The sequence below is a fragment of the Brevundimonas sp. MF30-B genome (assembly GCF_004683885.1).
Classification (GTDB): Bacteria; Pseudomonadota; Alphaproteobacteria; order Caulobacterales; family Caulobacteraceae; genus Brevundimonas.
In genome coordinates, this window is sequence record NZ_CP038440.1 from 690,356 (window position 1) to 715,664 (window position 25,309).

The following is a 25,309-nucleotide window of genomic DNA, read 5'->3' on the forward strand; positions in this document are numbered from 1 at the left end:
TTTCACGTTCGATGACGCTGTTAGGTGTGCCGTCAGGGAAGGTGATGACGGCCCCATCCGGGCCTCTCACAGTGATGCTCATTCAGTCCTTTCACCGGGTCGGAACGAGTCCTTGGCCGGGGATGTAGGTTAGTTGCGCGGGCTGCTGGCCTGACGTGTTGGTCTGGCCGGGCGCCCGCGTATTTCCACCAGCCGTCTGTCCGCCCGTGGGGGCGGCGGGGGCGCGGAGAAACTTCGTGTAGTTCGTGATGACGGCTTCGGCCGCCGCCATGGGGTCTTCACCCGAGGCAAGGCGTCGCTCGTATTCGTTCTCGCCCTGCGTGATGAGGCGCAGCATGTGCGGGGGCAAAGCCACGCCCATACCGCCACCCGCCACGGTGCGAAGCGATGCGGAGACGTAGGAGCGAGCGTTGCCGACGATCTGCTGTTGAGCGGGATCGCGCCCCGCATCGCCACGCGCTGCCGAAGCGGCACGAGTGCGGATGTCGAGATAGGCACGAGTGGCCGAACGTCCTGATCCGAACAGTCCAGCCCGATAGTCTCGGTCTGCTTGGGCGGCGATGCTCGCATAGTTCGGATTGTTGGCGGCGAACCGCTGACCGTAGCGGAGGATCAAGTCTTCGTCGGCTTCGCCCTCCAAGGTGGATTCACGAAGCGACCGGAAGGCCGAGGTCATGGTCATGCCTTCGCCCGGCTCCAGCACGTTGTTTCGCACGGCTTGCTCGATGGTGTCCGAGACATCCTCGCCGCGCTGGGCGCGATTCCAGATGTCCATGGTCAGTTCGTCTTTCGCTTCCTGACGGGCCTGTTCGGTCTTGCGCTCCGTATCGCCCTCGATGCTGTCGATGGCGTTCAGAATGCGAACTTGCTGCGCCGGTGTAAGCAGCGAGCGGCCGGGCTGACGGGGGCGTCGCGCCGGTTCGACCGTGGCCGAAGCGACGACAGCCGAGTCCGCTGCGGCGGGTGCAGCAGCCATCGCTTGAGTTTGCGATCCGACCACGGAACGCGGGTCGAGCCGGTTGCCGTTGGCGTCGCGATAGGTCCAGTGAAGGTGCGGGCCAGTGGAGTTGCCGGTGTTGCCGGTCGCGGCGATGACCTGAGCCTGCGTGACGGTCTGGCCTACTTCGACATCCACGCTCTTGAGGTGCGCGAAGCCGGTGCGCGAGCCATCCGCATGACGGATGATGAGCGAGACTCCACCGCGACCGCGAGGGCCAGCCACTTCGACGACGCCATCAGCCGGAGCCGAGAGAGGGGTTCCGACCGGCACGGGAATGTCGATCCCCCCGTGGTTGGTCGAGGCGCCGGGCAGAGGCGCGCGGCGCGCTCCCAAACCAGAGGACACGCGGTCGATGTTCGCCAGCGGCGCGGTGTAGGTCTGCGCCGTCGCCGGGGCGGCGGGAACCGATGCTTCGGGCGCCGGGGCGGCCTCTGCGACAGGCGGAAGAGGTGAGCCTTCAATCGTGTTGTTGAAGGCGACCACATCAGGGTCGTTCGGATCGCGAGCGTCCAAGAGGTTCTGGAGAACCGAGGTGTCTCCGGTCTCTTGTGAGTAAGCCACGATCCCGTTGACGAAGGCTTCCTTGGCGGTGTCGCCGTTCAGGCCAGCTTCGGTCAGGCGACCGACTTCTCCGGCAAGATCGAAGTCCTCGCCACGCTGGAGACCCGCGACGGCGTTGTTGACGGACAGTTCGACAAGCTCGCGGTCTGTCTTCTCCTTCAGCATCGCATTCGCGCGGCTGTCGAGATCGGTGGACCAGTTGATGAGGCGGGTCGCCACCTGACGCTGAACGTCGGGTTGCGAGAACAGGTCGCCAGATTCGTCGATGAAGGCCCGGTTCCGTTCTGCAAGGAACTCGTCGATGTCGGCAGGAGTGGCGCCCGCATTGATGCGGCGTTCCAGTTCTTGGCTGGTCTCCGTCTCGTAGGCGCCCTGACGGGCCTTTGCCGTGGTCGAGTAGTAGGCGCGCTGATAGGCGGTGGACTGTGCGAGAGCCGGGTCAAGTTCGGCGCCGGAAGCCGCGTCTACCTGACCTTCGGCGAAGTCCTTTTCGGCCTGTTCGCGACGCTGGATCAGGTCGTTTTCATAGAAGGCTTCGGCATTGCGCTGTGTTTGGCCGAGGAACTGGCGGATGGCGTCGTTCTGCGGATCGCCCCGGAATGCGTTGCGGAGATCGGCGCGGACTTGAACGCTGTCGGAGCGCGTGTCGCGCGAGGTCGGCGCGATGCTGTCACGGTTCTGAGTGATGCGGTCCTGCGCTGTGCGGCGGTTATTCGAGCGGGAGAGATCAGCCATTCAGTGCCGGTCCTTTCGACGCGGCGGTCTGCTGAGCCTTGATCCCCTGTCCCTGATAGTAGCCGCCGACACCGGCTTGGGCGATCCGAAGACCGGCACCGAGAATGGTGGGTTGGCTGATACGGGAATACATGGAGTTGGCTTCGGCGACTGCCGCTTTGTGTTGGTTGTCGGCGTTGAGCGCGATGCGCTCCGACGCCAGCGCGCCTTGCATCGCGCTATCCTGAAGAAGGCTCACGACGCTGCCCGAGATATTTAGCCCCTGCTGGCCAGCAGCCACGCGGATGCGGGCTTGTTCTCGCTGCACCTGACGCTTGCGGTCGTTGAGTTCCGCGCTTTCAGCGGTCTCGATTTGCTGCTGCTGTTCGGCAAGCTGCGCGTCGATGGCGCGCTTCTGATGCTTGGCAGACTGAATCTCGGTGATGGTTTGCGCGGCCGTGGAGACGACAGCGAGGGTCGTCATGATCGTGACGGGATCACAGATGGGTTGGTCCCTCCCTGTTGGTGTGGGTGAATTTTATGAAGAGGCGTTGTTCGCGCCCGTGACGCGGGTCCACGTCGGCGATCTCGAACCCTGACCACCTGAGCCAGCGGGCGGATTGGACGTTGCGCGCATCGACCCAATTCCAGAGGCAGGGCCAGCGTTCGTGGAGCCGTTCGACATAGGCGGCGGTTGCCTTGGCGACGACGGCGGCGGGACGCGGCTTCCACATGCCGGGCGTCCCCATCATCCAGACGATACCTTCCGGGGCGCATCCGAAGATGCAGACGGGTTCGTCTTGATCGGTGATGACCCATGCCTGTTCGGACTGCATGACCGACATCGTGAGCAACAGGAGTGCATCGGGCGGCCCGATGGTCAGGAGCGGATTGGCTGCGATCATTTCGTCGCGGTCTCCGTCTCGGAGATTGGCCGCGATGTGTTCGAGCCAGTCGAAAGTCTGCTCGTCCGACGTGTCGGCGAGATCGTGGAATTGGATCATGGGATGAGGGCCTGACCCCGAAGGGTCAGGCTCGTGCGCGGTTGTAGTAGAGGGCTTCCCATTCGGCTGACACGAAGGTCGATCCGACATGGGAGTCGTTCACAAGGCGGATGCGCGCCGCCGTGTTCTGACCCATGACAAGGAAGCGATAGCTTCCCGTGTGATAGGCCGGTGCGTTCAGTTTCAGGCTGGCGGCGCCGAGCGTTCGCCCGGTCATTTCGGCCAGCTTGGCGGGGATGATGTCTTCGACATTCTCGTCCACGCCGTAGGGCGCGACCGCCACTTTGAAGTAGGCCGATCCCGAGTAGTTGACGGTGAAGGACCGAAGCTGTGTGCGGCCCGACGTGATCGCCTCGCCGCGTCCATTGCGGACGAACGGCTTGGAGAAGACAAGCTCGAACTCATAGGCTTCGCCCACGATGACTGGCCCGGCGATCTCGCTGGTCGGAACCCGAACCTCTGTGTCGCTGACCCACTCGTAGGTGATGGGGTCGATGAGCGTTTCCGCCCGCCCGGAGAAGGCGTTGGTGCGGACCATCCTGAACCGATCCTTGTTCGGTTTGAACGGAAGCACGAAGTGGGTCCGCTGCGCCGTCTCGGAGAGTTCGCCCTGCACAGTCGCGCGACGGTCGAGGAAGATGTCGTGATCCACGTTGGCCGGGTGGGCGCCCGCTTGAAGGTCCACCTTCTCCAGCCACAGTCCGTCGCCACGTTTAATGACGAGGTAGAGGAAGCCTTGGAGGTAGGTCGCGGCGACGATGGCCGCGCCAGTGCCGAAGCTCCAACGATGCCAAGCCGACTGCGCCTTCTCGTCGGCCGAGGTCCAATAGAACTGGTAGACGAAGATGCTCTCCGGCGATCCCTGCGTCAGGACGAAGATCGTGTTGAGATCGTCGGCCGCGACAAGAGCATGGACCCCGCCCGGAATGTAGGTCGGCACATGGGCCGTCACGTCAGCGGCCGAGGTCGCGTCCGATCCCGACAAGCGGGTGTATTCGCGGACGCTGGCATGGCCGGAGCGTTCGACCGCGAAGTAGATTTCCGAGCCGCAAGCGGTCAGTCCTGCCTTGGTGTTGACGGTGTAGTTCGTGGTCGGTCGGATCGCGATGGACGCGGCGGTCAGTCCGAGTTCGCCGTTGGACAACGAGAACTGCGTTTGATCGGAGGTCATGAAGATGCCGTCCGCGTGGGCGACCGCATCATGCAGCTTGGCAACCTTCGTTGATGTCGCCGTCGTTTCGATGGCGTCGCTGTCGAGGTAGTCCCGCTGGCTCATTCGCCAGAAGTTGCCGAACTGCCCCGCCTCGCTCATCCCGACGCTCTCGTCATAGAGGAACGCCAAGCGGTTCTGGTAAAGCAGCACTCTTTGGATTGAGCGGCCGATGAAGCCCGGATTGGGATTGCTGGCTTCGTCCCCGAGGCGACGCGGCGCCCACGAGAACGGTGCGAACGTAAACGTGCCGTTGGCCTCTGAAATCAGGGCGTGGGGCATGGTCGTCGGGTTGATGGCGTTGACCAGACCCGGCTTCACGCACTCCTGCCAAGTGCCGCCCCGGAAGCAGACGTAGTAGCTGATAAAGTCCGAGGAATCGTCGCCTCGAACTTGCCAGACATCGCCTTCGGTGTTGGTCGGCGGGAGCTTGTCGAAGCGTTGGACCGTGCCTTTGAACGCGCCGAGGACCGGGTTGGCCTGATACTGATAGGCCGATCCGGGCGCATAGCCGACGCCGTTCTGGTCGGTCCCAATGTTGCGGTTCAGCCAGATTTGGTAGCTCTCGTCAGGCGACACGTCGGCGCCGAGGGCGGCCATGGCGCACGTCTTCTGACGATTGGTGATGAAGGTGTAGTCGGCCACGGTCACGGCGTCGAAGTCGGCGCCATAGTCCGACACGCCGGTCAGGTAGCCCCATCCAGCCGGAGCGTTGACGGTGCGTTCCTCGCCGGTCAGCACGTCGAACACGCGGATCACGCCGTCAGCGATGATCGCGATGTATTGCTCGCTGACATCCCGGTTGATGGCATGGACGAAAGCGTTGGCCGGAGCGTCGGCCATGAGCTTGGCGACAAGCTGCGACGGCGGACGCTTGGAGACGCCCGTCGCGATGCCGGAGAAACCGTTAGTTTGAGCTTCCAGTTGGTCGGGAGACCGGACCAAATCGCTCTGCTGCGACACGCCGCCGAACAGGGCGCCGATGGTGTAGGTGTTCGGGCGGCTCACTTGGTGAACCTCCGATCCGCGACACGCCCGCGAACGATCTTGGCCGCGATCTCATTGGACGCACGGAAGACGTTGATGTCGGCGGTTGCGGCTTGCTCACGCTGGAGCGCGAGCCACGCGCGTTGCTCGTCTTCGGCCGCAAAGCGATCCAGTTCCGGCGATCCGACGAGGCGAGCTTGCAGCTTGCGACCGGCACGGATGACGGCATAGCCGCGCGCCAGTTCGGGAAGCGCGTCGTAGGTTAGAGACCAACGGACACGGCAAACGACCGGGGCTTCGATAGTCCACGACAGGTGGGCCGCATCCCAGAGGCACATCCCGTTGTCGGGGTGCTGTCGTGGCGTCAGGTCTTGGCGCGGGTCCATCGGATCGACGGACAGGGCGCCGGAAGGGATCGAGACTGTGCCGTCGATCTCGGGATAGAGGGTGTGCCCCTCATCGGTGTTGAACTTGAAACCGTAGGCGCAAACTTCGCGGACCACCTTCGCCAGTTCTTGGCGGGCGATGTTCTGATCCGAGTTGTTGGCGGTGAATGCGTTGACCGGGGCTTGGCCGATGACGGCCAGCATGTCGTTGACGGCCTCAAGTTCCGTCAGCGGCGCGGCATACATGCGCGGCCTCCTTTCGGAACGAGGTGAAAAAAAGGGCCGCCCCCTGTGAGGGCGACCCTTTCGTGTTGGTGTCGGATTAGGCCGTAGTGACCAGTTCGACAGCTTCCGCAGCGCGGAAGACATCGGTGCCGGAGGTGTAGGCGGCATACAGGAGCGTGCCGCGCTTCTCGGGCTGGTTCACGGTCTGGAATTCCAGAGCCTCGACTTCCGCCGTGGCGACCGCGTTCTTCGTCCACACTGCACCAACGGTGTTGGTGTAGTTGGCGCGGTAGCGGGCCGGGATGGCGGTGTTGCTGGTGTCGTTCACGCCGAAGGGCATGATGTTCGACTTGAGGATTTCGATGCCATCGACGGACTGGAGCGTGAACTTACGCAGCGTGGCGTCGCCACCGTTGTAGTCGCGGTTCAGGTTCTTGTCCGAGCGGGCCATCAGATACCACGAGGCGGTCGGGAGGACGGCGTAGACATCCTGCGAGACATCGACGTTCTTGATGTCCATCGTTTCCTTGGCCTTGCTGATCGCGTCGAACAGCTTTTGGGCGTTCGAGGCGAGGGCTTGGTCCGAGACCGGCGTCGCTGCACCCGCGCCCAGAAGGTCGGCGGTGCGAGCGGCCTTGACCACAGCGCGGAGGATGTTGGCGTCGTGCTTCTCTGCGAGAACGCGGCCGAGTTCCTTCATCCACTCCGAGCGGACGGAGAAGTTCGACATGATCTCGTCGATACCCGCCATGAAGACGTCGGCGACGAGGGCGTCGTCCGAGGTCAGGACGATCTCGTCGTTCTGGATTTGACCGCCGGTCAGTTCAGTGCCGGGAACGTGGTATGCGGCCGATGCCTTACCGATGCGCGGGAAGCGCAGCGACTTGCCGCCGTTCAGCGAGAAGACGCGGTGACGCTCGCGCATGATGGTCTTGCGCTCGTAGGCGGATTGGACCTCGCCACCGGCGAGGTCGAGATACAGGTTGATGTTTCCTGCGCCAGCACCCGGCTTAAAGCCCGGCACCGAAGGGGTAGAGTTAGCCATTTGGCTCCTTGGTTGATTGAAAGGGTTTGGTGTTCCCGTCGATCAATCGGAGGCCGTCTGGCGCGAGGTTGTGCGGGCGCAGCCCGGCCTCATCGCAGCCGGGTTTTCCGCTGAATGTGGGAGAAAAGGTTGGGCCGGGTTCACACCGGCCGCTCGCCCGAGGGCGATCAGCTTGAGCTTTTGCGCGCTAAGCGACGCGGCCTCGGCGTCCTGTCCCGAAGGGACTGGCGGCTAAGGTCTTAGGGGTCAGATGAAGCCCGCTGCTTTGGAGCGGGCCAGCTTCTCTTCGACGCCCGCGCGATAGGCGCGGTCGTTGTTGTAGTAGCGATCATCCTTCATGGCGGCGTGAAGCTCCGCACGATTGCGGAACACGTCGCCTGTTGCGGCGCCAGCTTCGGCCTCGATGAACGAGCCTTCCGAAGGGGCGGTCGCGTTGAACTTCGCCATCAGCCATTCGACGCCTTGCATGGCAGTCTTGGGATTGCTGACGAGTGCGTCATAGCTGTCGATCTCAGCGGCCGAGAGACCGCCTTGACCGGCCCATGAAAGGGCTGCGCTAAGCTTTTCCTCACCGCCAGCGGCCGAGAACGCCGTTTGCATTTGGCGTTCTTGAAGGGCCTCCAGCCCGGCGAGGTAGTTGTCGATGACGCCTTGCGGCACACCGATGTTCACGAGAGCCTGAACCTGATCGGCTTCGACCTTGCCGCCCGTCTCCGCGTAGTGCGAGGCGAAGGCGTCGAACGCCGTCGTCAGCGGATTGGCTGCACCTTCGGCTGGAGCTTCCGGCTTCGGGATCGAGAGACCTTCGACCTTCTCTGGCTCCGTTTTCGGAGCGCGGAGGCGGCCTTCAAGTTCAGTGTAGGATTTCAGTAGATCGTCAACGCGGACGGTCTTGCCTTCAGCATCCCAGAACTTTTCGGGGATGTGGGTCGGCCGTTCCGTGGAAGCCTTGGTCGAGGTCTTCGGTTCTTCCGGCGTCGCACCTTTGAGCGATGCGAGATAGGTCGAGGGGTCAACGCCCTCGGGAAAGGCGGACGCCGGAAGTTCGGAGTAGTCCTTGGTATCGACCACTTGTTCGTTGGGGATCATGCAGTTCCTTGGTTCGGGTTATCGGATGCAGCCTTCATGGCGGCGTCCACGAAGCCGGGGGCGGCCGACTGTGCGGCTTGGGCCATCGCGGCTTGTTGCTGTTCCTGCGCCATCTGTTCGGGCGACTTGAGCAGCGTCTTGAGATCGGTGACGCCGTGTTCCACGCCCAGCTTGTTCAGAAGCGAGGGGACGTTGATCGCGGCGGCAAACTGTTGCTGGCCGAAGATGCCGATGGCGTCGTTGGCCCACATGCGGACCCGGTTCACTTCGGCCGCTGCGCCAAGCGCGGCGAGGCCAGTGACCACCTTCGGGACGATGCCCTTGGGTAGCTTCGGGATCATCTTCTTGCGGGCGGCGATGTAGAGAAGTCGGTTCGCGATGGCGCGTTGGAGTTCGGCTGACAGGACCGAGTAGGTTCCGCCAAGCGTGTTCTCCAGTTCCTCGCTGGCCAGTCGCACCTCTTCCGCCGTGACCCGCTCCGCGTTGCGGAACTGCTGGATCAGGAAGGCGGTGTTGACGCGAGCTTCGATGTTCTCGGCCGTCGCCCGCATGACCGAGAAGTCCTGCGACTTGTCGAGTTGGAGCGAGGTCACATCATCGGCGCGACCGTAGAGGTAATCGCCGGAGTTCGACCCGGCGAGTTCAGCGGTCGAGAGAGACGAGTTCGGATTGACGAGGAAGGTGATGCGCGACGCGATGGACGCGAAACGAATGATCGACTCGTTCAGGTCTTCAAGCGACATCAGATCGGCGGCGTATTCGGTCACATGGCTGCGGCCCCAATCGGACCCCGGCACGGCGAGCCAGCGGAGGGCGAGCCAACCCGATTGTTCGATGGGTGCTGACCCCTCCGAACCGGGAACACGGGCGTTGTTGATCTCCTGCCAGTGTTTGTGCTGCTCGCCCTCTTTTTCGACGACCGTGTAGATGTCGATGGGTTCTTCCGGTTTGCCGGGTTCCCACTGCACACCGCAAACGGCGCGGACTTCCGCGCTCAGGGTCGAAGGGTAGACCTTCTCCTGAACGACAATATTGATCGGCTGACCGACACTGTTGCGCTTAAGCACATATTGGTCGATCCGGTAGATGCGCGGCGGGCCTTCCACCGGGAACCAGAGAAGGACGTTGCCCGCGATCACGAGGTGCTTGAGGGCTTCGGCCAAGATCGGGCGAGCGTTGATGTCTTCCATCAAGTTCGCCGCCGATTGGGCGTATTGCGCCATCGTCGCGTCGGCTTGGTTCTTGTCGAACTCGCCGCCTTGCATCAGGGCCTCGGCGACAGACGCATCAAGCGACAGGCGGAAGAAGGGAATGTTCGTGGGGAACAGCGTCATCAAGAGCCGCGACGCCAAGCTGCGGACGCCGTTGGCGCCGACGCTCTGGAAGGGCTGGGATGCTGTGTAGTGTTCGTTCTGGCCGTCTTCGGGGACCAGACCGGGAATGGTCAAACGCGATGCATGGCGCGCACGGTCGAGGACCGTGTTGCGAGACGTAAGCAGCGCGTTGAATCGCGCTGCTGCGGTCTTCATGCGTTAGGGGGAGACTTTCTTCTGAAGTTTTCGGCTCGCGGCGCCGACACTGCCGGGCATGATCGAGAGGAAGTTCAAGGCGGCGAGATCGCGAGATGACGGGCCGTCACCTCCAGACCCGCCGCCCGATCCACCACCACCCGGTGCGACGGGCGTGTTTGGGGCCGTTGGGCGAGGACCGGGCGCGGTGTTCGCGCTCCCTGATCCGCCAGTGCGACGGATGGTAAGCGACTGGACGCCACCGCGACGGGCGCGAAGGATAGCGGGAAGGCCGTCGAGGTAAGGATTGGTGATGACCGGGGCTTCTTTGGCCTCGGCCGCCGTCGATGTGACGACCTTTGGTTTTTTGACGAGGCACATGCTCAGTCCTCCGGTAGGTTGGATGCGGCTTCGAACTCGGCGCGCATCTGCTGCGCCACGGAGCGTTGGCCAGCCGCGAACATCACTTCCTCAAGGGTCTGGCCGGGGCGCGGCGAAAGCTCGGGGTAGCGGCGGTCGAGGAAGTCGATGAAGTCTTTGACGGACGCGGGGATTGTCTCGCGGCGACCGTGGCCGGTCGGTTGAACGCGCGACATCAAGCGGCGGTCTTGTCTTTCCAGAGGACGCCGATCAGGCCAGCGATGCCCGAACCGAGGGCGATGGCAATCTCAAGATATTGAGGATCAACGGCGACGCCGAGGGCAGTCAGGATGCCGACAAGGCCGACATAGGTGGATCGCTCGCGCAGTCGCGGCACGATGAATTCGAGGATGGCGTTCATGCTGAAAGCCCTTTCAGAGAGAGGTGGGGCCAGCCGGGATTAACCCTCATTCTTGGGGAACGGGTCAGTGCGGCGGGCTATTTGAACGGTGATGCTTAGTCCGCTGACCGATGAAGACCGCGAACTCGATGCTCTTTGGCGCGAGAAATTTGGCGAACCGCTCCCGATAATGGGAGGCGGTGATTTCGTTCGCGTCGTGCTTGGTCTGCCTCCCAAACAACAGGAAGCCGCCTAATCAGTCAGCGCGGCGCAGTTCGTTCTCTGCGTAGTCGCGGATGGCTTGGACGTGTTCGGTATGCGGGCCTGTGGCCACCGACATCATCCGTTGGGAGGCATGGATCAGGTCATGCGGATCGACGCCGACACCCTCACACATGGCCGTTAGAGCCAGCGCGACGGCGCGGATTTGGTCAGCCGGATCGACACGCTGAACGCGGTCGATGACGAGGAAGGCGGGTTCGCGGAGGCAAGCGACAGTCGAGGCGTTGCGGGCGCGGTCTCCAAGGGAAGGGTCGGAAAAGATCATGAGGAAGGGTTCAAATATTCAAGAGGTGCGGGTCGCTCACCCGAAGAGGTAGTCGCTGTGCGCGACCGCCTCGATGTCGAGCGCACCCATGGGCGGGAGCGGCGGGAGCGCGTCGAGCAGTTCGTCGGGAAGCTGGGCCAGCAGTTCGTCGCGAAGGATGGCGAGGCGGTCGGGGCGATACTGTTCGACGAACGTTTCTCGGAGGATGCCGCGCATTTCGAACGCGCGGCTCGGGAGACATCCGAAGCTGTCGTGGACCACGGCGAGGTCGATCCCCTGTTCCGCGCAGCGGTTCGCCACCGACATCAGGTGTGCGGCGTCCAGAGAATGGATGACGTTCGGTGCAATGGCGTTGGCTTGGCGGCGACCGTCGATCCCGCCCGCGTCCATATGGACGACGAGGCGAACTTCCTTGGTCTGGTGGTAGACGCGGATGAGATCGCGGCGCGAGTTCGGGTAGTCTTGCAGGACCGGCAGACCCATTGGGGTGGTCCACCAGATCGGCTTACCGGCCTTGGTCATGACCTTCGCCGCCTGACGCAGCCAGTCCATGGCGGCAGACGCAGCGATAACCGTCTCGCGGATCGAGTCCCACAGGATGTAGGACATGGCGTAGCTGGCGTCGTAGTTGTCGCCGTCGATGTGCGGATCACCGTCGCGGTCGATCTCGCGCAAGGTCTGATAGACTTGATCGAGCATCCCGAAGCGCGTTGCGCTGTAGGTGTAGGTCATCGTCGGACGCTTCGCGATCTTGCGAATGACCCGGCCATCCGACCAAAGCCGGGTATTGGCGTCAGTGGACGCATCGACCTTGGCTTGAGCTACCTTGGCCACCTCGGCGTAGATGTCGGCGGGCTTGTCCTGCGGCACGAGGTTTACGGCGGCGCCGCCTACCGGGTCTCGCAGCAGGGCAGAGAAGTGCTGGAGACCGGAGTTCGAACCGTCGAGGTGCACCGGCAGATGGGTGACGTAGCTCGCGCCCTGTTCGACGTAGCCTTGCCACTCGAAACAGGCGGCCAGCGCGAGGAAGGGGTTTTCGGCTGACGCCCAGAACCGTTGTCCGTCGAGAGGATCACGCGCGCTGTCGAGGATCAGGGCTTCATTGGCGAAGACCCAATCGACCCGCTCATTGAACGGTAGCTTGTCGTGGCCGAACTGATTGGCGAGGTGCACGGCCAGCCAGTGGGCGCCGCCGTCGCCGATGGGTTCGCCTCGCGCGAACTCCAGCATCGACTTGGACAGGTCATCGCCTTGCGGGTTCGGTCCACCGGCCGGGATGGGGTAGATGCGGCCACGGAAGTCGAGGGCATGGGGGAAGAAGATTTCTTCCTCGTCCTTGAACTTCTCCGCGATCCAGAGCCGTTGGCTCATGCTGATCCGCAAGGCGACGCGCTTGTGGTTGGCGTCGTGCACATTCATCGCCTCCCGTTTCCAGCGGGCGATGGCGTCGTCATCCCCGTTCGTGGGGCGGGCTGGCACAGGTAGAGGGTTGCGCTCGGGCAGTCCGCCGAGAACGCCGCCGCTATCCCAGATGGCTCGCACAACATCGAAGAGGCGGGCATTGATGCGCCAAGGCGTGGCTTGGATCGCGTTCACCGCCGCGTAGACGCCGGGCATGTCCACGTCGCGAAGCTGCTCGTGGTATTTTCGGTTCGCCTGTTTGACGAGGCGGTTGCCGGGCGACTTCGTGATGTAGCCGCCCTTGTAGGGGCTGACCCAACGGCGCGGCGCCACGATCATCGGAAGGTGGATCGGATTCAGGAGTTCGCAGCGGGCGTGTTGCTGCTCCAGCCAGCGGTGCACCGCCTCTGTCGGGCGGATGCGGCGACGGCCGAGACCGGTGGTGTCGATCACGAACAGGTCGGTCGCGTCGCAGAACAGGCCGATGGCTTTCACGCCAGCGCGTAGACGCTGCTGCATCGTGAAGGTGCGGTCGGCGTCGAACCGCTCGTAGAACATTTTGTGGTTCTTGCGACGACGCTTCGTCTGAGCCTGATGGCTCTGCCGCTGGAGGAATTGCTTGGCCGCCTTGGTGTTTCGCTTACGCACTGCGGCAAGCTGGATGTGGTCGATCATCGCGTCGGCCACGCGGATCGCGGTCGCCGTCAGCAACATGCCTTCGGCGGCCGAATGCATCACGACACGGGCGGTGAGGGCTGCGGCCTCTTCGTCGCCAATCAGACAAAGGATGTCGGCCGCGTCCGCGCTAACCGACGCACCTTTGAGGGCGCGTTCCTTGAACTCCTTAAAGGCGGCGGCAGTAGGCTCGATTGCCAAGCGCACAAGCTGACGGCCGGGCGGTAGATCGCCCTCCTGTTCAGCGGAAGAAGTTTCATTTCGCCATGGCAGGGGTCGCGCGCTGCGGTAGCGTTCCGCGCCAAGGGCACGGGATTCGTTTTCCAACGCGATTTGGCGTCGGACCTTCTCGGTAAATGTATCGGCTCGCACCTCATATTTAGCCGGAGGGCCGGGGCCTTATGGTCGGCGTGAACCGGGGCTATGAAGCGGGATGACCCAAGCCACCCGACTCGCCGACATCGTTCGCAACGATCCCGATCTCATGGCCGTGCTGACGACCGTGCGTGGTCTCGGCCTGAACGACTGGTTGGTGTTCTCCGGCGCCGTTTATCAGTCGGCATGGAACAACGTGACGGGCAGGGTGCCCGGATATGGCGTCAAGGATTTCGACCTCGGCTATTTCGATCCTGACGTGTCTTGGGATGCGGAGGACGTAGTGATCAAGCGTGTGGCGGACGCTTTCGAAGAGCCACTTCGGAGCCGGGTCGAAGTGCGAAACCAACGTCGTGTGTCAGAGTGGTTCCCGGCGAAATTCGGTGAGCCATATCCGCCGATCTCCGAGACCGCCGAGGCCCTGACCCGTTTCGTTGCTCCCGCTTTCGCAGTCGGCGTGAGGCTGGAGGACGATGGCCACATCACCGTGGTCGCCCCGTTCGGGCTGGAGGATGTGTTCGACATGGTGATCCGCCCGAATCCCAATCGCTCGGTGGCGAAAGATTGGGATCAAATCACCGCAAGAGCTTTGGACCGCTGGCCGGAACTGACCATCATGGCTCCGAAATGAAGGTCCGAACATACAAACAGAGTTGCGTCCCGCTGTGGTTTCCGCAAAAGTTCGGCGAGCCCTATCCGCCGATCCAGGGCACGGACGAAGCCCTGGCGCGGTTCGTCGCCCCCTGTTTCGCCGTCGCCGTCAGGCTGGAGGCCGACGATGCGATCAGCATCGCGGCGCCCTTCGGACTGGACGACGTCTTCGCCCTGACGATCCGGCCTAATCCCAATCGTCCCCTGGCGCGAGACTGGCCCCGCGTCATCGAGCGCGCCCGCGCGCGCTGGCCCGAGCTGACGGTGGTCGATGCCGATTGAATGAGGTGGTGCGGGCGGTCGGGCTCGAACCGACACTCCTTTCGGAACCGGATTTTGAGTCCGGCGCGTCTACCAATTCCACCACGCCCGCAATGATCGTGGGAGCCGCGATTGCCACAGGCGCGACGAGGCGTCCAGCCGAAAGGTGGAGGCGCTGCAGCCGCCCGTGTGGGCGTCGCCGGGCCCTGAGCCTTGGCGAGGCTAGCCAGCGATCTTGTCCAAGAGGATTCAGATTGACGAACGCCACCCGGCTTGAACGGCGCATCAGCGAAGTCAGGCGCTCTGAACCGTCTGCTCTATGGCGCCGAAGATCGAGTGGCGCCGCTCGTCCAGCATTTCGATCCGAACCGTGTCGCCGGCCTTGAGGAAGGGCGTCTCGGGCTTGCCGCGCAGGATGGTCTCGACCGTGCGGACTTCCGCCAGGCACGAGTAGCCCAGGCCGCCCTCGGCGACCGGCTTGCCCGGCCCGCCGTCGGCGTCGCGGTTGGACACTGTGCCCGAACCAATGATCGAACCGGCGCCGAGCGAGCGGGTCTTGGCCAGATGGGCGATCAGGGTGCCGAAGTCGAAGGTCATGTCCACGCCGGCGTCGGCGCGGCCGAAGTCGGCGCCGTTCAGCTGGACCTCCAGCGCGCCGTGCAGCTTGCCGTCCTTCCAGCGCTCGCCCAGGGCGTCGGGCGTCACGAAGACGGGCGACAGGGCGCTGGCGGGCTTGGACTGGACGAAGCCGAAGCCCTTGCCCAGCTCGGCCGGGATCAGATTGCGCAGCGACACGTCGTTGACCAGGCCGACCAGGCGGATGTGGTTCAGCGCCTCTTCACGCGACACGCCCTGAGGCACGTCGCCGGTGACGACCACGATCTCGGCCTCCAGGTCGCAGCCCCAGGCCTCGTCGGCCAGCGGGATGGGATCGCGCGGCCCCAGCATGGAGTCCGAACCGCCCTGATACATCAGCGGATCGGTCCAGAAGCTCTCGGGCATCTCCGCCCCGCGCGCCTGACGCACCAGCTGGACGTGGTTCACATAGGCGGAGCCGTCGGCCCACTGATAGGCGCGCGGCAGGGGAGCGGCGGCCTCGCGCTCGTGGAAGCGGCCGCGCGGCACGGCCTCGTGCTCCAGGCTTTCGGCCAGGGCGCGCAGTTCGGGCTCGCAAGCCTCCCAGTCGTCGAGCGCGGCCTGCAATGTGGGGGCGATCAGGAAGGCGTCGGTGAACCAGTTCAGGTCCTGGGAGACGACCACGAGGCGGCCGTCGCGGCCGTGCTTGAGCGAGGCGAGTTTCATGCCCTTCTGATTAGGCGGTTTCCGGCGTGGTGCAAACCGCATCGCTCTTTCGGACGCGGCCATTTGGTTCTAACTCCCTGCCATGGCCGATACGCCCGCCGAGACCTTCAAGCGCGCCCTGGCGCACGCCGCCCGCGCTCTGGCCGAACAGGCCGAGCTGGAGGTCGCCTTTGGCTCTGACGGGCCGAAGCTGTCCAACGGCGTCCTGACCCTGCCGCATCCGCCGCGCGATCCGGCCGGCCCCGAGAGCGCGACCCTGCGCGGTCAGGCCGACCGTCTGGCCCTGCGCCTGGCCAATCACGACGAGGCTCTGGGCGGGCGGCTGCGTCCGGCTGACAGCCAGGCCGCCGAGGTGTTCGAGGCGGCGGAGCAGGCGCGGGTGGAATCCCTGGGCGCGCGGTCGCTGGCGGGGGTGCGGTCCAATCTGGACGCGGCGCTGTTGACCCGGCTGGAGAAGACCGGCGCCCTGCGCGCCGAGGCCGAGCGGGTGCCCGTGTCCGAGGCCGTGAGCCTTCTGGTGCGCGAGCGGCTGACAGGCCACCGCGCGCCCGACGGCGCCGGGACCATGCTGGACCGCGTGCGCGGCGACCTGGAGGGCAAGGCCGGCGCCGCGCTCGACGCCCTGGCTCAGGCCGCCGATGACCAGGCCGCCTTCGCCGACAAGTTCCGCGATGTGCTGCGCGCCCTGGACCTGGATCCCGGCGACGGGCGCGGCGACGACGCGTCCGACGACCTGGGCGAGGATCAGCCCGAGCCCCAGGAGCCCGAGGCCTCGGATCAGGACGACGAGGACGAACAGCTGCCTGACGCCGGCGAGGGCCAGTCGCTGGAAGGCTCGGCCGACGACGAGGGCGCCGATCAGGAGCGCGAGGCTCGCCCCGATGGCGCGCCGGCAGACCCGAACGGCGAGCCCGGTCCCGACGACCCGGAGCTGGGCGAGGGCGAGCGCCCCAACCGGACGCAGAACGCCGACGACGGCCGCGCCGTCAACGCCTATCACGCCTTCACCACCGCCTTCGACGAGGTGATCGACGCCGCCGACCTGTGCGATCCGGTCGAGCTGGACCGCTTGCGCGCCCTGCTGGATCAGCAGCTGACGGTCCTCTCCAGCGTGGTGTCGCGCCTGGCCAACCGGCTGCAGCGCCGCCTGATGGCCCAGCAGAACCGCAGCTGGATCTTCGACCTGGAGGAGGGCGTGCTGGACACTGCGCGGCTGACCCGCGTCGTCACCGACCCCGCCAGCCCCCTGTCATTCAAGGCCGAGAGCGAGAGCCCTTTCCGAGACACGGTGGTGACCCTGCTGCTCGACAACTCGGGCTCGATGCGCGGCCGGCCGATCATGGTGGCGGCGGTCTGCGCCGACATTCTGGCGCGCACGCTTGAGCGGTGCGGCGTCAAGGTCGAGATCCTGGGCTTCACCACCCGCGCCTGGAAGGGCGGACAGTCGCGTGAGGCCTGGATCAGCGCCGGCAAACCGCCCAATCCGGGCCGCCTGAACGACTTGCGCCACATTATCTACAAGTCCGCCGACGCGCCCTGGCGCCGGGCCAAAAAGAACCTGGGGCTGATGATGCGCGAGGGCCTGCTGAAGGAAAACATCGACGGCGAGGCGCTGGAGTGGGCGCACGGCCGGCTGATGGCCCGCAGCGAGGCGCGGCGCATCCTCATGGTCATTTCCGACGGCTCGCCGGTCGACGATTCCACCCAGTCAGCCAACGCCGCCCTATATCTGGACAAGCACCTGCGCCAGGTGATCGCCGAAATCGAGGATCGCTCGCCGGTCGAATTGCTGGCCATCGGCATCGGCCACGACGTGACCCGCTGGTACCGCCGCGCCGTGACGCTTGTCGACGTCGAGCAGCTTGCCGGGGCCATGATCGAGAAGCTGGCCGAACTGTTCGACGCCGAGACAGCCGGCCCTCGCCGCAATCGGGCGGCCTGAACCCTAACGCCCCTCGGCGGCGGCCAGGGCGACCCGTTGACGGTCGGCGTCCGCAGCGATCGCGGCGTCCCGGGCGGCCAGCTGGCGCTCGATCGCGACGAGTTCGCGGTTCTTCTCGGCCGACGCCTCTGCCCGGCTGACGCCGATGGGGCGGCGGGTGATTTCAGCGATGGAGATCGGCTGAGCGCAGGTGCGGCTCTCCATGTGCCACCAGCGGCCCGATTTCTCACAGCGCTCTCCAGGCGCGGCCCAGACGCTCTGATAGGCGAACAGGCCGATCATCATCACGCCGAACACGCCCGCGAACAGGATGCTGAGGCGTTTCATGGTGAGGAAGCGATGCATCCCTTGCTCCGATGAGTCGTTGCGGGTCATTGACCCCGCGTCACGTTGACAGGCCTTCTCGCCCGTTCCATTCCGTGGCGCAACATTTCGGCGATCGTGTGGATAGGCTCATGAAGGTACTCGTCCCCGTCAAACGGGTGATCGATTCGAACGTGAAGGCTCGCGTCAAGGCGGACCAGAGCGGCGTCGATCTGGCCAATGTGAAGATGAGCATGAACCCCTTCTGCGAGATCGCGGTCGAGGAAGCCGTGCGCATGAAGGAAGGCAAGGGCCACGCGGCCGGCGCCGTGTCGGAGATCGTGGCCGTCTCGATCGGGCCGGCTCAGGCGCAGGAGACGATCCGCACCGCCCTGGCCATGGGCGCGGATCGCGGCGTGCTGATCCAGTCGGACACGGATCTTGAGCCGCTGGCGGTCGCCAAGCTGCTGAAGGCGGTGGTTGACGAGGAGCAGCCCGATTTGGTGCTGATGGGCAAACAGTCGATCGACGGCGACAACAATGCGGTCGGTCAGATGCTGGCGGCGCTGCTGGACTGGCCCCAGGCCACCTTCGCCGCCAAGATCGAACTGGCCGACGGCAAGGCCAATGTGACGCGTGAAGTGGACGGCGGCGTGCAGACCGTGGCCGTGCAGCTGCCAGCCGTGGTGACCACGGACCTGCGCCTGAACACGCCGCGCTATGCGTCCCTGCCCAACATCATGAAGGCCAAGAAGAAGGAGATCGCCACGAAGGCGGTCGCCGACTACGGCGTGGACGTCGCGCCGCGCCTCAAGGTCCTCAAGGTCGCCGAGCCGCCCAAGCGCGGCGCCGGCGTCAAGGTGAACTCGGCCGAAGACCTGGTCGCTGCCCTCAAGTCTGCGGGAGCTCTGTAAATGGCTGTCCTCGTCATCGCCGATCACGACGGCTCGGCCGTTCGCGACACCACCGCCAAGACCGTGACCGCCGCGTCCAAGCTGAGCGGCGACATCGACATCCTGGTCGTGGGGCAGGGCGCACAGGCCGCCGCCGACAGCGCCGCCAAGATCTCGGGCGTGCGCAAGGTGCTGCTGGCCGAAAGCGCCGAGCTGGGCAAGACCCTGGCCGAGGCCGTGGAGGCCACTGTGCTGCCTCTCGCTGACGCCTATGACGCCATTCTGACGCCGGCCAACATGGACGGAAAGAATTTCGCACCGCGCATCGCCGCCAGGCTGGACGTGGCTCCGATCTCGGACATCGTCGAGGTCGTCTCGGCCGACACCTTCGTGCGGCCGATCTACGCCGGCAATGCGCTGGAGACGATCCAGTCGTCGGACGCCAAGAAGGTCATCACCGTGCGCCCGACCGCCTTCGACGCGGCGCCCGACGGGGGCTCGGCCTCGGTCGAAGCCATCGCCGGCGCCGACGCGCCCAAGACGGACTTTGTCTCCGAGGAGATGGTCAAGTCGGATCGTCCCGAACTGGGCGCCGCCAAGATCATCGTTTCGGGCGGCCGCGCCCTGGGCTCGGCCGAGGAGTTCCACGCCGTGATGGACCCGCTGGCCGACAAGCTGGGCGCCGCCGTCGGCGCCTCCAGAGCCGCCGTGGACGCGGGCTATGCGCCGAACGACTATCAGGTCGGCCAGACCGGCAAGGTCGTCGCCCCCCAGCTCTACATCGCCATCGGCATCTCGGGCGCCATCCAACACCTGGCGGGGATGAAGGACTCCAAGACCATCGTCGCCATCAACAAGGACGCCGACGCCCCCATATTCCAGGTGGCGGACTATGGCCTGGTCGCCGACTACAAGACGGCCGTGCCGGAGCTGATGAAGGCTCTGGGCTGACCCTTCAGCCGCCGACGTTCGGAAAGGGGCGCGACCGTAGGGCCGCGTCCCTTTTTTGTTGCGAAGATCGTCGCGCTTGACTCATTTCGACGTTTAGCTAAATGTCGTTTCTATGAGCCGCGTCTTCAAGGCCCTCTCCGATCCGACCCGCCGCGCGGTGCTTCAGCTGCTGCGCCAGGGGCCCATGAGCGCCGGCGATCTGAGCGACCGGTTCGATGTCTCGCGCCCCACCATGTCAGCCCATTTCGCCGTCCTCAGGGAGGCGGACCTGGTCCACGCCGAGAAGTCGGGCAAGTCGATCATCTATCACCTGAAGCTGTCGGTGCTCGAAGAGGCGCTGCTCGGCTTTGTCCATTCATTCGGTGCGGCGGCTCAATCCGCCGAACCCGAGGAGACGACGAAATGAACACCGACATTCGTTCCGCCATGGTCTGGGCCGGCGGACTGATCGTGATCGCCCTGGCGGCCACCGTGGCCCGTCAACAGGGCTGGATAGAGGGCGAGGCGGTGAACCGCATCGTGCTGGGCGCCATAGGCCTGATGGTCGCCTGGTACGGCAACCGCATGCCAAAGGCCTTTGCGCCGAACGGCCACGCCCGTCGCGTGGCGCGGGTCGGAGGATGGTCGATGGCGCTGAGCGGCCTGGCCTACGCCTGTCTCTGGGCTTTCGCGCCCCCCACGGTGGCGCTCGTCGTCGGGTGCGGCGCGATACTGGCCGGCATCGCCGTGACTTTCGCCTTCTGCGTGTTGCAGCGCGGGCGGGCCCAAGCGGCCTGAGCCGCCCCAAGACGAACCGGATCGAGATTTGCCCTTTACGGGAGGGAAATGAGCCGTTTCTATGCCTGCGCCGTCGTCCTGGGGGACGTTCAGGGGGGAGTTTCATGCGTCAAATGCTCACGCGCGGGGCCTGCGCGGCCGCGCTTGTTCTCGTCGTCTCGGCCTGCGCCTCGACGGGCGACAGCGCCTCGACATCCGAAGCTCCCAAGCGTGAGCGGGCGCCGATGGCCGCGGGCCTGGACGCCGCCGCCAATCCCGACCCCTATCCCTCGACCTATCGCGGCCTGCCGCGCGAAAACATCGCCATCGTCGGCGGGGTGGTGCTGACCGGCGCCGGTCAGAAGATCGACAACGGCGTGGTGATCGTCACCGACGGCCGGGTCGCCGCGGTCGGCGACGCCTCCACCCCCGTGCCCGGCGGCCACCGTGTGGTCGATGCGCGCGGACGCTTCGTGACCCCGGGCATCATCGACGTGCACAGCCACCTGGGCGTCTATCCCTCGCCCGGCGTCATGGGCATGAGCGACGGCAACGAGGCGACCAATCCGAACACCGCCCAGGTCTGGGCCGAACATTCGCTGTGGCCCCAGGATCCGGGCTTCAACACCGCGCGCGCCGGCGGCGTCACCACGATGCACATCCTCCCCGGTTCGGCGAACCTGTTCGGCGGACGCGGCGTGACGGTGCGCAATGTGCCGTCGGTGACCATGCAGGGCATGAAGTTCCCGAACGCCCCCTATACGGTCAAGATGGCCTGCGGCGAGAACCCCAGCCGCGTCTACGGCGGCCGCAACCAGAGCCCGGCCACCGGCATGGGCAATATGGCCGGCTATCGTGCGGCCTTCATCGCCGCCCAGGACTATCGCGAGAAGTGGGATAAGTGGCGGCGCACCGGCGAGGGAACTCCGCCGACCCGCAACCTGCAGAACGAAACCCTCGCCGGCGTTCTGGACGGCTCCATCCTGGTGCAGAACCACTGTTATCGCGCCGACGAGATGGCGCTGATGCTGGATCTGGGCCGCGAGTTCGACTTCAAGATCACCGCCTTCCACCACGCCATCGAGGCCTACAAGCTGGCCCCCCGCCTGGCGCGCGAAGGCGTCTGCGCGGCGATGTGGACCGGCTGGTGGGGCTTCAAGATGGAGGCCCTGGACGGCATCGAGGAGAACGCCGCCCTGGTCGACGTTCCGCAGAACTCTTGCGCGGTCATCCACTCCGATGACGCCGAACTGATCCAGCGCCTGAACCAGGAGGCCGCCGCCGCCCTGTCGGCCGGCCGCCGCGCGGGCATGAACATCAGCGAGGAACACGCCATCCGCTGGATCACGCTGAACGCCGCCCGCGCCCTGGGCATCGCCGACGAAACCGGCTCGCTGGAGGCCGGCAAGCGCGCCGACGTGGTGATCTGGAGCGCCGATCCCTTCTCGATCTACGCCAGAGCCGATCAGGTCTTCATCGACGGCGCCCTGTCGTTCGACCGCTCCAATCCGGCCTATCAGCCCGTCTCGGACTTCGAGCTGGGCCAGCCCGGATACGGCCTGTCGGCCGCCAACGTTCGCGAAGGAGCCCGCTGATGCGCCTCAACGCCCTCATCGCCTCCGCCGCGCTGGCGCTTGCCTTGGCCGCCCCTGCCGTCGCCCAGGACACCGTCGCCATCACCGGCGGCCGGATCCTGACCGGCACGTCCGTGATCGAGAACGGCACGGTGGTGATCGCCAACGGCCGCATCGCCTCGGTCGGGACCGGCGCGGCCCCGGCCGGCGCGCGGATCATCGACGCGCGCGGCAAGGTCGTGGCCCCCGGCTTCGTCGCCGTGGATTCGGGCCTGGGCGGATCGGAGGTGTCCTCGGTTCAGGGCTCCAACGACCTGTCCAATAGCGCCAATACGCTGAGCGCAGCCTTCGACCTGTCCTATGGGCTGGACCCCTGGTCCTTCACCCTGCCGGTGGCGCGCCTGGGCGGGGTGACCCGCGCGGTGGTGACGCCGCGCCACGGGGGCTCGTCGGGCGGCCACAGCCATGATGATTCCGACTTCGCCGGCGCCGGTCACGGCGGCTATCAGTCGCCCGGTCTGTTCGCGGGCCAGGCGGCGGTGATCCATCTGGGTCAGGGCCAGGACATCCTGGTGCGCCCGCGCGTGGCCATGGTCGCGCCGTTCGGCGAGGCCGGAGCGCGCATCGCCGGCGGCGGTCGTGGAGCCGAATTCGTCCTGTTCAAGGAGACGATGGCCGAGGTCCGCCTCTACGCCCGCAACAAGGCCGCCTATGACCGCGCGGCGCTGCGCGACCTCAGCCTCTCGCGCGCCGATCTGGAGGCCCTGATCCCGGTGGCCGAGGGGCGCATGCCGCTGATCGTCACCGTGCACCGCGCCTCCGACATCCGTCAGGTCCTGCGCCTGGCGCGCGAGGAGGGGGTCAAGGTGATCCTGGACGGCGCCGAGGAAGGCTGGCTGGTCGCCAATGAGATCGCGGCGGCCGGCGTGCCGGTGCTGCTGCACCCCAACTCCAACCTGCCCGGCAACTTCCAGACCCGCGCCTCGCGGATGGAGAACGCCGCGGCCCTGAACGCGGCCGGGGTGGTCATCGCCATCAAGGCCAACGAGGGCGCGGTGCACAGGGCGCGCGAGACCCGGTACAACGCCGGCAACGCCGTGTCCCACGGCCTGCCGTTCGAGGCGGCGATCGCGGCGATCACGGTCAACCCGGCGCGCATCTTCGGCTTCGAGGGCCAGTTCGGCGAGCTGCGCGCGGGCGCGGCCGGCGATGTGGTGGTCTGGTCCGGCGATCCGCTGGAGCCGCTGAGCCAGCCGTCGGCGGTCTTCGTCAACGGCGTGGAGCAGCCGATGCAGGCCCGCAACCTGATGCTGCGCGACCGCTACAAGGACGGCGGCGAAGGGGCGATGCCCCCGGCCTATTCGGCGCGCTGACGGATCGTCCTCCTCCCACTGGGAGAAGGTGGCCCCCAAGGGGTCGGATGAGGGGCCGCGGTGTCAGGCGGCGAAGCCGCTGCTGTCGGTCGGCCCTCACCCTTTCGCGCAAGAACGCCGGCTGCGCCGTCGTGCGCTCAAGCCCTCTCCCAGCGGGAGAGGGAAGGGTTATTGGAGCGACGAGGGCTCGTCCTCGCCGTCTCCGGCCCCCGCGGCGTCGATGCGCATCAGGGCCGTCAGGGCCGCCCCGCGCTCCGGCAGTTCCGGCGCCTCGAGCAGCGCCTGCTTCTCGGGCGGATCGAACGGCAGGGCCATGGCCAGGCTGTTGATCAGGGCCTCGGGCGGCGCCGCTTCAGCGGTCTCCCAGTCGATGTCCAGGCCGCGCCGCTCCAGATAGGCCTTGAGCGCGCCGAGGAAGCCCTCGCGGTCGAAGTCGTAGTCGTCGATCACCGGCGGCTTCAGGTCCGCCTCATAGGGGGCGAAGGCCACCCGCGCGGTGCGATAGGGCGCCTGGCTGGGCAGTTCGCCGGCCATGCGGAACCGGCTGACCCCCGTCAGGGTGATCAGATAGCGGCCGTCCGAGGTCTCGGCGAAGCTGGTGATGCGCCCGACGCAGCCGACGTGCGATAGGCGCGGCAGATTGGGCGGGCCTCCGGCAGGCTGGATCATGCCGATCAACCGGTCGCCCGCCATGGCGTCGTCCACCATGTTCAGATAGCGAGGCTCGAAGATGTTCAGCGGCAGCTGGCCACGCGCGAACAGGATGGCGCCGGGCAGGGGGAACACCGGAATGACCTGCGGCAGGTCGGCGGCCCTTACATAGCTCTGCGCCATCTCGCCCGCCCTAGGAGAACAGAAGCGAGGACAGGCGGCGTCGCCCGTCCTTGGCGACGTCCGAGGTCGCACCGGCAGCCTCGAACACCGTCAGCAGTTGCTTGCGCGCCGCCTGATCGTTCCACTCGCGGTCGGCCTTGACGATGGTCAGCAGGTGATCGACCGCCCCCTTCAGATCGCCCGAGGCCGCCTGGGCCTGAGCCAGGTCGAAGCGAGCCTGATGGTCGTTCGGATCGGCCTTGACCCGCGCCTCCAGATCCGACGAGACGCCGGCCGGCGCCGAGGCCAGGGCCAGTTGGGCGCGCACGCTCTGCACCGCCGGTTCGCGGCTGTCGGCGGGGGCCATGGCGATGGTCTGGCGCGCCTGTTCAGGGTCGCCGTCGGCCAGATAGACCCGCGCCATGCCGGCGATGGCCTTCTGATTGTCGCTCTCCAGCGTCAGCACCTGGGCGAAGGCCTGCGCCGCGCCGCCCAGGTCGTTCAGAGATAGGGATTCCTCGCCGAGCGACAGCAGCTGTTCGACGTCGCTGTTCCCGGACTTGCCGCCGGTCAGCTTGTCGATGAAGGCCTTGATCTGGCTCTCGGGCACGGCGCCCTGAAAGCCGTCGACGGGCTGGCCGTCCTTGAAGGCGTAGACGGTGGGGATGGACTGGACCCGCAGCTGGCCCGCATAGGCCGGGTTGGCGTCCACATCGATCTTGACCATCTTCACCGCGCCGCCTGCGGCGCGCACGGCCTTCTCCAGCATCGGCCCCAGCGTCCGGCACGGCCCGCACCAGGTCGCCCAGAAGTCCACGATCACCGGCTGGATCTTGGACGCCTCGACCACGTCGGCCATGAAGCTGGCGTCCGTGCCCTCCTTGATCAGGTCATCGGCCATGGGGTTGGGGGCGTGCGGGTCGGCGAGGGTCATGTGCGCTCCGGGGCTGGCGGGTCTAACGCGGCACTCAGCAGATGGTCGCGAACGACGGGCGAGGCAACA

Annotated in this window: 25 protein-coding genes and 1 tRNA gene; 9 read left to right on the forward strand and 17 right to left on the reverse strand. The window is 65.8% G+C overall.

All coding sequences use genetic code 11. The features are described 5' to 3' along the window. Positions 1–91: 91 nt before the first annotated feature. From E4M01_RS03525 to E4M01_RS03580, 12 genes are all read right to left on the reverse strand, one after another. Positions 92–2,296 (reverse strand): M23 family metallopeptidase, encoded by a 2,205-nt coding sequence (locus E4M01_RS03525; RefSeq protein WP_135062212.1) that lies wholly within the window; start codon positions 2,294–2,296, stop codon positions 92–94. Further along, positions 2,289–2,759, reverse strand: a complete 471-nt coding sequence (locus E4M01_RS03530) for a hypothetical protein (protein WP_135062211.1) — start codon at positions 2,757–2,759, stop codon at positions 2,289–2,291. The genes E4M01_RS03525 and E4M01_RS03530 overlap by 8 nt, the downstream gene beginning before the upstream one ends. Before the next feature lie 13 nt (positions 2,760–2,772). Next, a complete protein-coding gene (locus E4M01_RS03535) occupies positions 2,773–3,180 on the reverse strand; it encodes a hypothetical protein (protein ID WP_135280311.1) in 408 nt (135 codons plus the stop codon). A gap of 124 nt (positions 3,181–3,304) precedes the next feature. Then, positions 3,305–5,497 (reverse strand): hypothetical protein, encoded by a 2,193-nt coding sequence (locus E4M01_RS03540; RefSeq protein ID WP_135062209.1) that lies wholly within the window; start codon positions 5,495–5,497, stop codon positions 3,305–3,307. Beyond that, a complete protein-coding gene (locus tag E4M01_RS03545) occupies positions 5,494–6,108 on the reverse strand; it encodes a hypothetical protein (protein ID WP_167765279.1) in 615 nt (204 codons plus the stop codon). The genes E4M01_RS03540 and E4M01_RS03545 overlap by 4 nt, the downstream gene beginning before the upstream one ends. Before the next feature lie 76 nt (positions 6,109–6,184). Further along, on the reverse strand, positions 6,185–7,132 hold the full coding sequence (locus E4M01_RS03550; protein WP_135062207.1) for a phage capsid protein: 948 nt from the start codon (positions 7,130–7,132) through the stop codon (positions 6,185–6,187). 246 nt (positions 7,133–7,378) lie between these two features. Continuing rightward, on the reverse strand, positions 7,379–8,221 hold the full coding sequence (locus E4M01_RS03555) for a hypothetical protein (RefSeq protein WP_135062206.1): 843 nt from the start codon (positions 8,219–8,221) through the stop codon (positions 7,379–7,381). Next, positions 8,218–9,750 (reverse strand): portal protein, encoded by a 1,533-nt coding sequence (locus E4M01_RS03560; RefSeq protein ID WP_135062205.1) that lies wholly within the window; start codon positions 9,748–9,750, stop codon positions 8,218–8,220. The genes E4M01_RS03555 and E4M01_RS03560 overlap by 4 nt, the downstream gene beginning before the upstream one ends. 362 nt (positions 9,751–10,112) lie before the next feature. Next, positions 10,113–10,328 (reverse strand): hypothetical protein, encoded by a 216-nt coding sequence (locus E4M01_RS03565; protein WP_135280312.1) that lies wholly within the window; start codon positions 10,326–10,328, stop codon positions 10,113–10,115. Continuing rightward, on the reverse strand, positions 10,325–10,510 hold the full coding sequence (locus E4M01_RS03570) for a hypothetical protein (RefSeq protein WP_135062203.1): 186 nt from the start codon (positions 10,508–10,510) through the stop codon (positions 10,325–10,327). Before E4M01_RS03570 ends, E4M01_RS03565 begins: the two co-directional genes overlap by 4 nt. A 235-nt stretch (positions 10,511–10,745) precedes the next feature. Next, positions 10,746–11,036, reverse strand: coding sequence for a hypothetical protein (locus E4M01_RS03575; protein ID WP_135062202.1), 291 nt, complete (start codon positions 11,034–11,036; stop codon positions 10,746–10,748). 36 nt (positions 11,037–11,072) lie between these two features. After that, positions 11,073–13,439, reverse strand: coding sequence for a DNA-directed RNA polymerase (locus E4M01_RS03580; RefSeq protein ID WP_135062201.1), 2,367 nt, complete (start codon positions 13,437–13,439; stop codon positions 11,073–11,075). 106 nt (positions 13,440–13,545) lie between these two features. On the opposite strand from E4M01_RS03580, the gene E4M01_RS03585 reads away from it, so the two are divergent. Further along, positions 13,546–14,118, forward strand: a complete 573-nt coding sequence (locus E4M01_RS03585; RefSeq protein WP_135062200.1) for a nucleotidyltransferase family protein — start codon at positions 13,546–13,548, stop codon at positions 14,116–14,118. Further along, positions 14,115–14,420 carry a nucleotidyltransferase family protein gene (locus E4M01_RS03590; protein ID WP_135062199.1) on the forward strand — a complete coding sequence of 102 codons (306 nt, stop codon included), beginning with the start codon at positions 14,115–14,117 and terminating at the stop codon, positions 14,418–14,420. Before E4M01_RS03585 ends, E4M01_RS03590 begins: the two co-directional genes overlap by 4 nt. A gap of 6 nt (positions 14,421–14,426) precedes the next feature. Here the strand turns inward: E4M01_RS03590 and E4M01_RS03595 are convergent. Both E4M01_RS03595 and E4M01_RS03600 read right to left on the reverse strand, forming a co-directional pair. Next, positions 14,427–14,511: transfer RNA gene (locus E4M01_RS03595), tRNA-Leu, on the reverse strand. Between the two features lie 182 nt (positions 14,512–14,693). Further along, on the reverse strand, positions 14,694–15,701 hold the full coding sequence (locus E4M01_RS03600) for a fumarylacetoacetate hydrolase family protein (RefSeq protein WP_135062198.1): 1,008 nt from the start codon (positions 15,699–15,701) through the stop codon (positions 14,694–14,696). 82 nt (positions 15,702–15,783) lie between these two features. Between E4M01_RS03600 and cobT the strand changes: the two genes are divergently transcribed. After that, positions 15,784–17,643 carry a cobaltochelatase subunit CobT gene (gene cobT / locus E4M01_RS03605; RefSeq protein WP_135062197.1) on the forward strand — a complete coding sequence of 620 codons (1,860 nt, stop codon included), beginning with the start codon at positions 15,784–15,786 and terminating at the stop codon, positions 17,641–17,643. Positions 17,644–17,646: 3 nt separating this feature from the next. Here cobT and E4M01_RS03610 read toward each other — a convergent pair whose 3' ends face one another. After that, entirely contained in the window at positions 17,647–17,988 is a 342-nt protein-coding gene (locus tag E4M01_RS03610) for a hypothetical protein (RefSeq protein ID WP_135062196.1), read from the reverse strand. A gap of 110 nt (positions 17,989–18,098) precedes the next feature. Here E4M01_RS03610 and E4M01_RS03615 point away from each other — a divergent pair, with 110 nt between their 5' ends. From E4M01_RS03615 to E4M01_RS03640, 6 genes are all read left to right on the forward strand, one after another. Next, entirely contained in the window at positions 18,099–18,860 is a 762-nt protein-coding gene (locus E4M01_RS03615; protein WP_135062195.1) for an electron transfer flavoprotein subunit beta/FixA family protein, read from the forward strand. Beyond that, the gene (locus E4M01_RS03620; protein ID WP_135062194.1) at positions 18,861–19,790 is read left to right on the forward strand and encodes an electron transfer flavoprotein subunit alpha/FixB family protein; all 930 of its coding nucleotides are present in this window, start codon (positions 18,861–18,863) and stop codon (positions 19,788–19,790) included. Between the two features lie 112 nt (positions 19,791–19,902). Continuing rightward, the gene (locus E4M01_RS03625) at positions 19,903–20,196 is read left to right on the forward strand and encodes an autorepressor SdpR family transcription factor (protein ID WP_135062193.1); all 294 of its coding nucleotides are present in this window, start codon (positions 19,903–19,905) and stop codon (positions 20,194–20,196) included. Continuing rightward, on the forward strand, positions 20,193–20,567 hold the full coding sequence (locus E4M01_RS03630; RefSeq protein WP_209316068.1) for an ammonium transporter: 375 nt from the start codon (positions 20,193–20,195) through the stop codon (positions 20,565–20,567). The genes E4M01_RS03625 and E4M01_RS03630 overlap by 4 nt, the downstream gene beginning before the upstream one ends. A gap of 104 nt (positions 20,568–20,671) precedes the next feature. Next, positions 20,672–22,141, forward strand: a complete 1,470-nt coding sequence (locus E4M01_RS03635; RefSeq protein WP_135062192.1) for an amidohydrolase — start codon at positions 20,672–20,674, stop codon at positions 22,139–22,141. After that, the gene (locus E4M01_RS03640) at positions 22,141–23,493 is read left to right on the forward strand and encodes an amidohydrolase family protein (protein ID WP_135062191.1); all 1,353 of its coding nucleotides are present in this window, start codon (positions 22,141–22,143) and stop codon (positions 23,491–23,493) included. The genes E4M01_RS03635 and E4M01_RS03640 overlap by 1 nt, the downstream gene beginning before the upstream one ends. A 168-nt stretch (positions 23,494–23,661) precedes the next feature. On the opposite strand, the gene E4M01_RS03645 is transcribed toward E4M01_RS03640, so the two are convergent. Both E4M01_RS03645 and trxA read right to left on the reverse strand, forming a co-directional pair. Next, positions 23,662–24,327, reverse strand: a complete 666-nt coding sequence (locus E4M01_RS03645) for an LON peptidase substrate-binding domain-containing protein (RefSeq protein WP_135062190.1) — start codon at positions 24,325–24,327, stop codon at positions 23,662–23,664. Between the two features lie 10 nt (positions 24,328–24,337). After that, the gene (gene trxA / locus E4M01_RS03650; protein ID WP_135062189.1) at positions 24,338–25,240 is read right to left on the reverse strand and encodes a thioredoxin; all 903 of its coding nucleotides are present in this window, start codon (positions 25,238–25,240) and stop codon (positions 24,338–24,340) included. Between the last annotated feature and the right edge of the window lie 69 nt (positions 25,241–25,309).

What these genes read in the sequence shown, in the direction of transcription:
- E4M01_RS03600 (WP_135062198.1), bottom strand. Translation starts at nt 15,701, where the DNA reads ATGAAACTCGCCTCGCTCAAGCACGGCCGCGACGGCCGCCTCGTGGTC.
- E4M01_RS03585 (WP_135062200.1), top strand. Translation starts at nt 13,546, where the DNA reads ATGACCCAAGCCACCCGACTCGCCGACATCGTTCGCAACGATCCCGAT.
- E4M01_RS03570 (WP_135062203.1), bottom strand. Translation starts at nt 10,510, where the DNA reads ATGAACGCCATCCTCGAATTCATCGTGCCGCGACTGCGCGAGCGATCC.
- E4M01_RS03575 (WP_135062202.1), bottom strand. Translation starts at nt 11,036, where the DNA reads ATGATCTTTTCCGACCCTTCCCTTGGAGACCGCGCCCGCAACGCCTCG.
- E4M01_RS03545 (WP_167765279.1), bottom strand. Translation starts at nt 6,108, where the DNA reads ATGTATGCCGCGCCGCTGACGGAACTTGAGGCCGTCAACGACATGCTG.
- E4M01_RS03610 (WP_135062196.1), bottom strand. Translation starts at nt 17,988, where the DNA reads ATGCATCGCTTCCTCACCATGAAACGCCTCAGCATCCTGTTCGCGGGC.
- E4M01_RS03620 (WP_135062194.1), top strand. Translation starts at nt 18,861, where the DNA reads ATGGCTGTCCTCGTCATCGCCGATCACGACGGCTCGGCCGTTCGCGAC.
- E4M01_RS03635 (WP_135062192.1), top strand. Translation starts at nt 20,672, where the DNA reads ATGCGTCAAATGCTCACGCGCGGGGCCTGCGCGGCCGCGCTTGTTCTC.
- cobT (WP_135062197.1), top strand. Translation starts at nt 15,784, where the DNA reads ATGGCCGATACGCCCGCCGAGACCTTCAAGCGCGCCCTGGCGCACGCC.
- trxA (WP_135062189.1), bottom strand. Translation starts at nt 25,240, where the DNA reads ATGACCCTCGCCGACCCGCACGCCCCCAACCCCATGGCCGATGACCTG.
- E4M01_RS03615 (WP_135062195.1), top strand. Translation starts at nt 18,099, where the DNA reads ATGAAGGTACTCGTCCCCGTCAAACGGGTGATCGATTCGAACGTGAAG.
- E4M01_RS03555 (WP_135062206.1), bottom strand. Translation starts at nt 8,221, where the DNA reads ATGATCCCCAACGAACAAGTGGTCGATACCAAGGACTACTCCGAACTT.
- E4M01_RS03630 (WP_209316068.1), top strand. Translation starts at nt 20,193, where the DNA reads ATGAACACCGACATTCGTTCCGCCATGGTCTGGGCCGGCGGACTGATC.
- E4M01_RS03645 (WP_135062190.1), bottom strand. Translation starts at nt 24,327, where the DNA reads ATGGCGCAGAGCTATGTAAGGGCCGCCGACCTGCCGCAGGTCATTCCG.
- E4M01_RS03525 (WP_135062212.1), bottom strand. Translation starts at nt 2,296, where the DNA reads ATGGCTGATCTCTCCCGCTCGAATAACCGCCGCACAGCGCAGGACCGC.
- E4M01_RS03550 (WP_135062207.1), bottom strand. Translation starts at nt 7,132, where the DNA reads ATGGCTAACTCTACCCCTTCGGTGCCGGGCTTTAAGCCGGGTGCTGGC.
- E4M01_RS03560 (WP_135062205.1), bottom strand. Translation starts at nt 9,750, where the DNA reads ATGAAGACCGCAGCAGCGCGATTCAACGCGCTGCTTACGTCTCGCAAC.
- E4M01_RS03590 (WP_135062199.1), top strand. Translation starts at nt 14,115, where the DNA reads ATGAAGGTCCGAACATACAAACAGAGTTGCGTCCCGCTGTGGTTTCCG.
- E4M01_RS03625 (WP_135062193.1), top strand. Translation starts at nt 19,903, where the DNA reads ATGAGCCGCGTCTTCAAGGCCCTCTCCGATCCGACCCGCCGCGCGGTG.
- E4M01_RS03640 (WP_135062191.1), top strand. Translation starts at nt 22,141, where the DNA reads ATGCGCCTCAACGCCCTCATCGCCTCCGCCGCGCTGGCGCTTGCCTTG.
- E4M01_RS03530 (WP_135062211.1), bottom strand. Translation starts at nt 2,759, where the DNA reads ATGACGACCCTCGCTGTCGTCTCCACGGCCGCGCAAACCATCACCGAG.
- E4M01_RS03535 (WP_135280311.1), bottom strand. Translation starts at nt 3,180, where the DNA reads ATGATCGCAGCCAATCCGCTCCTGACCATCGGGCCGCCCGATGCACTC.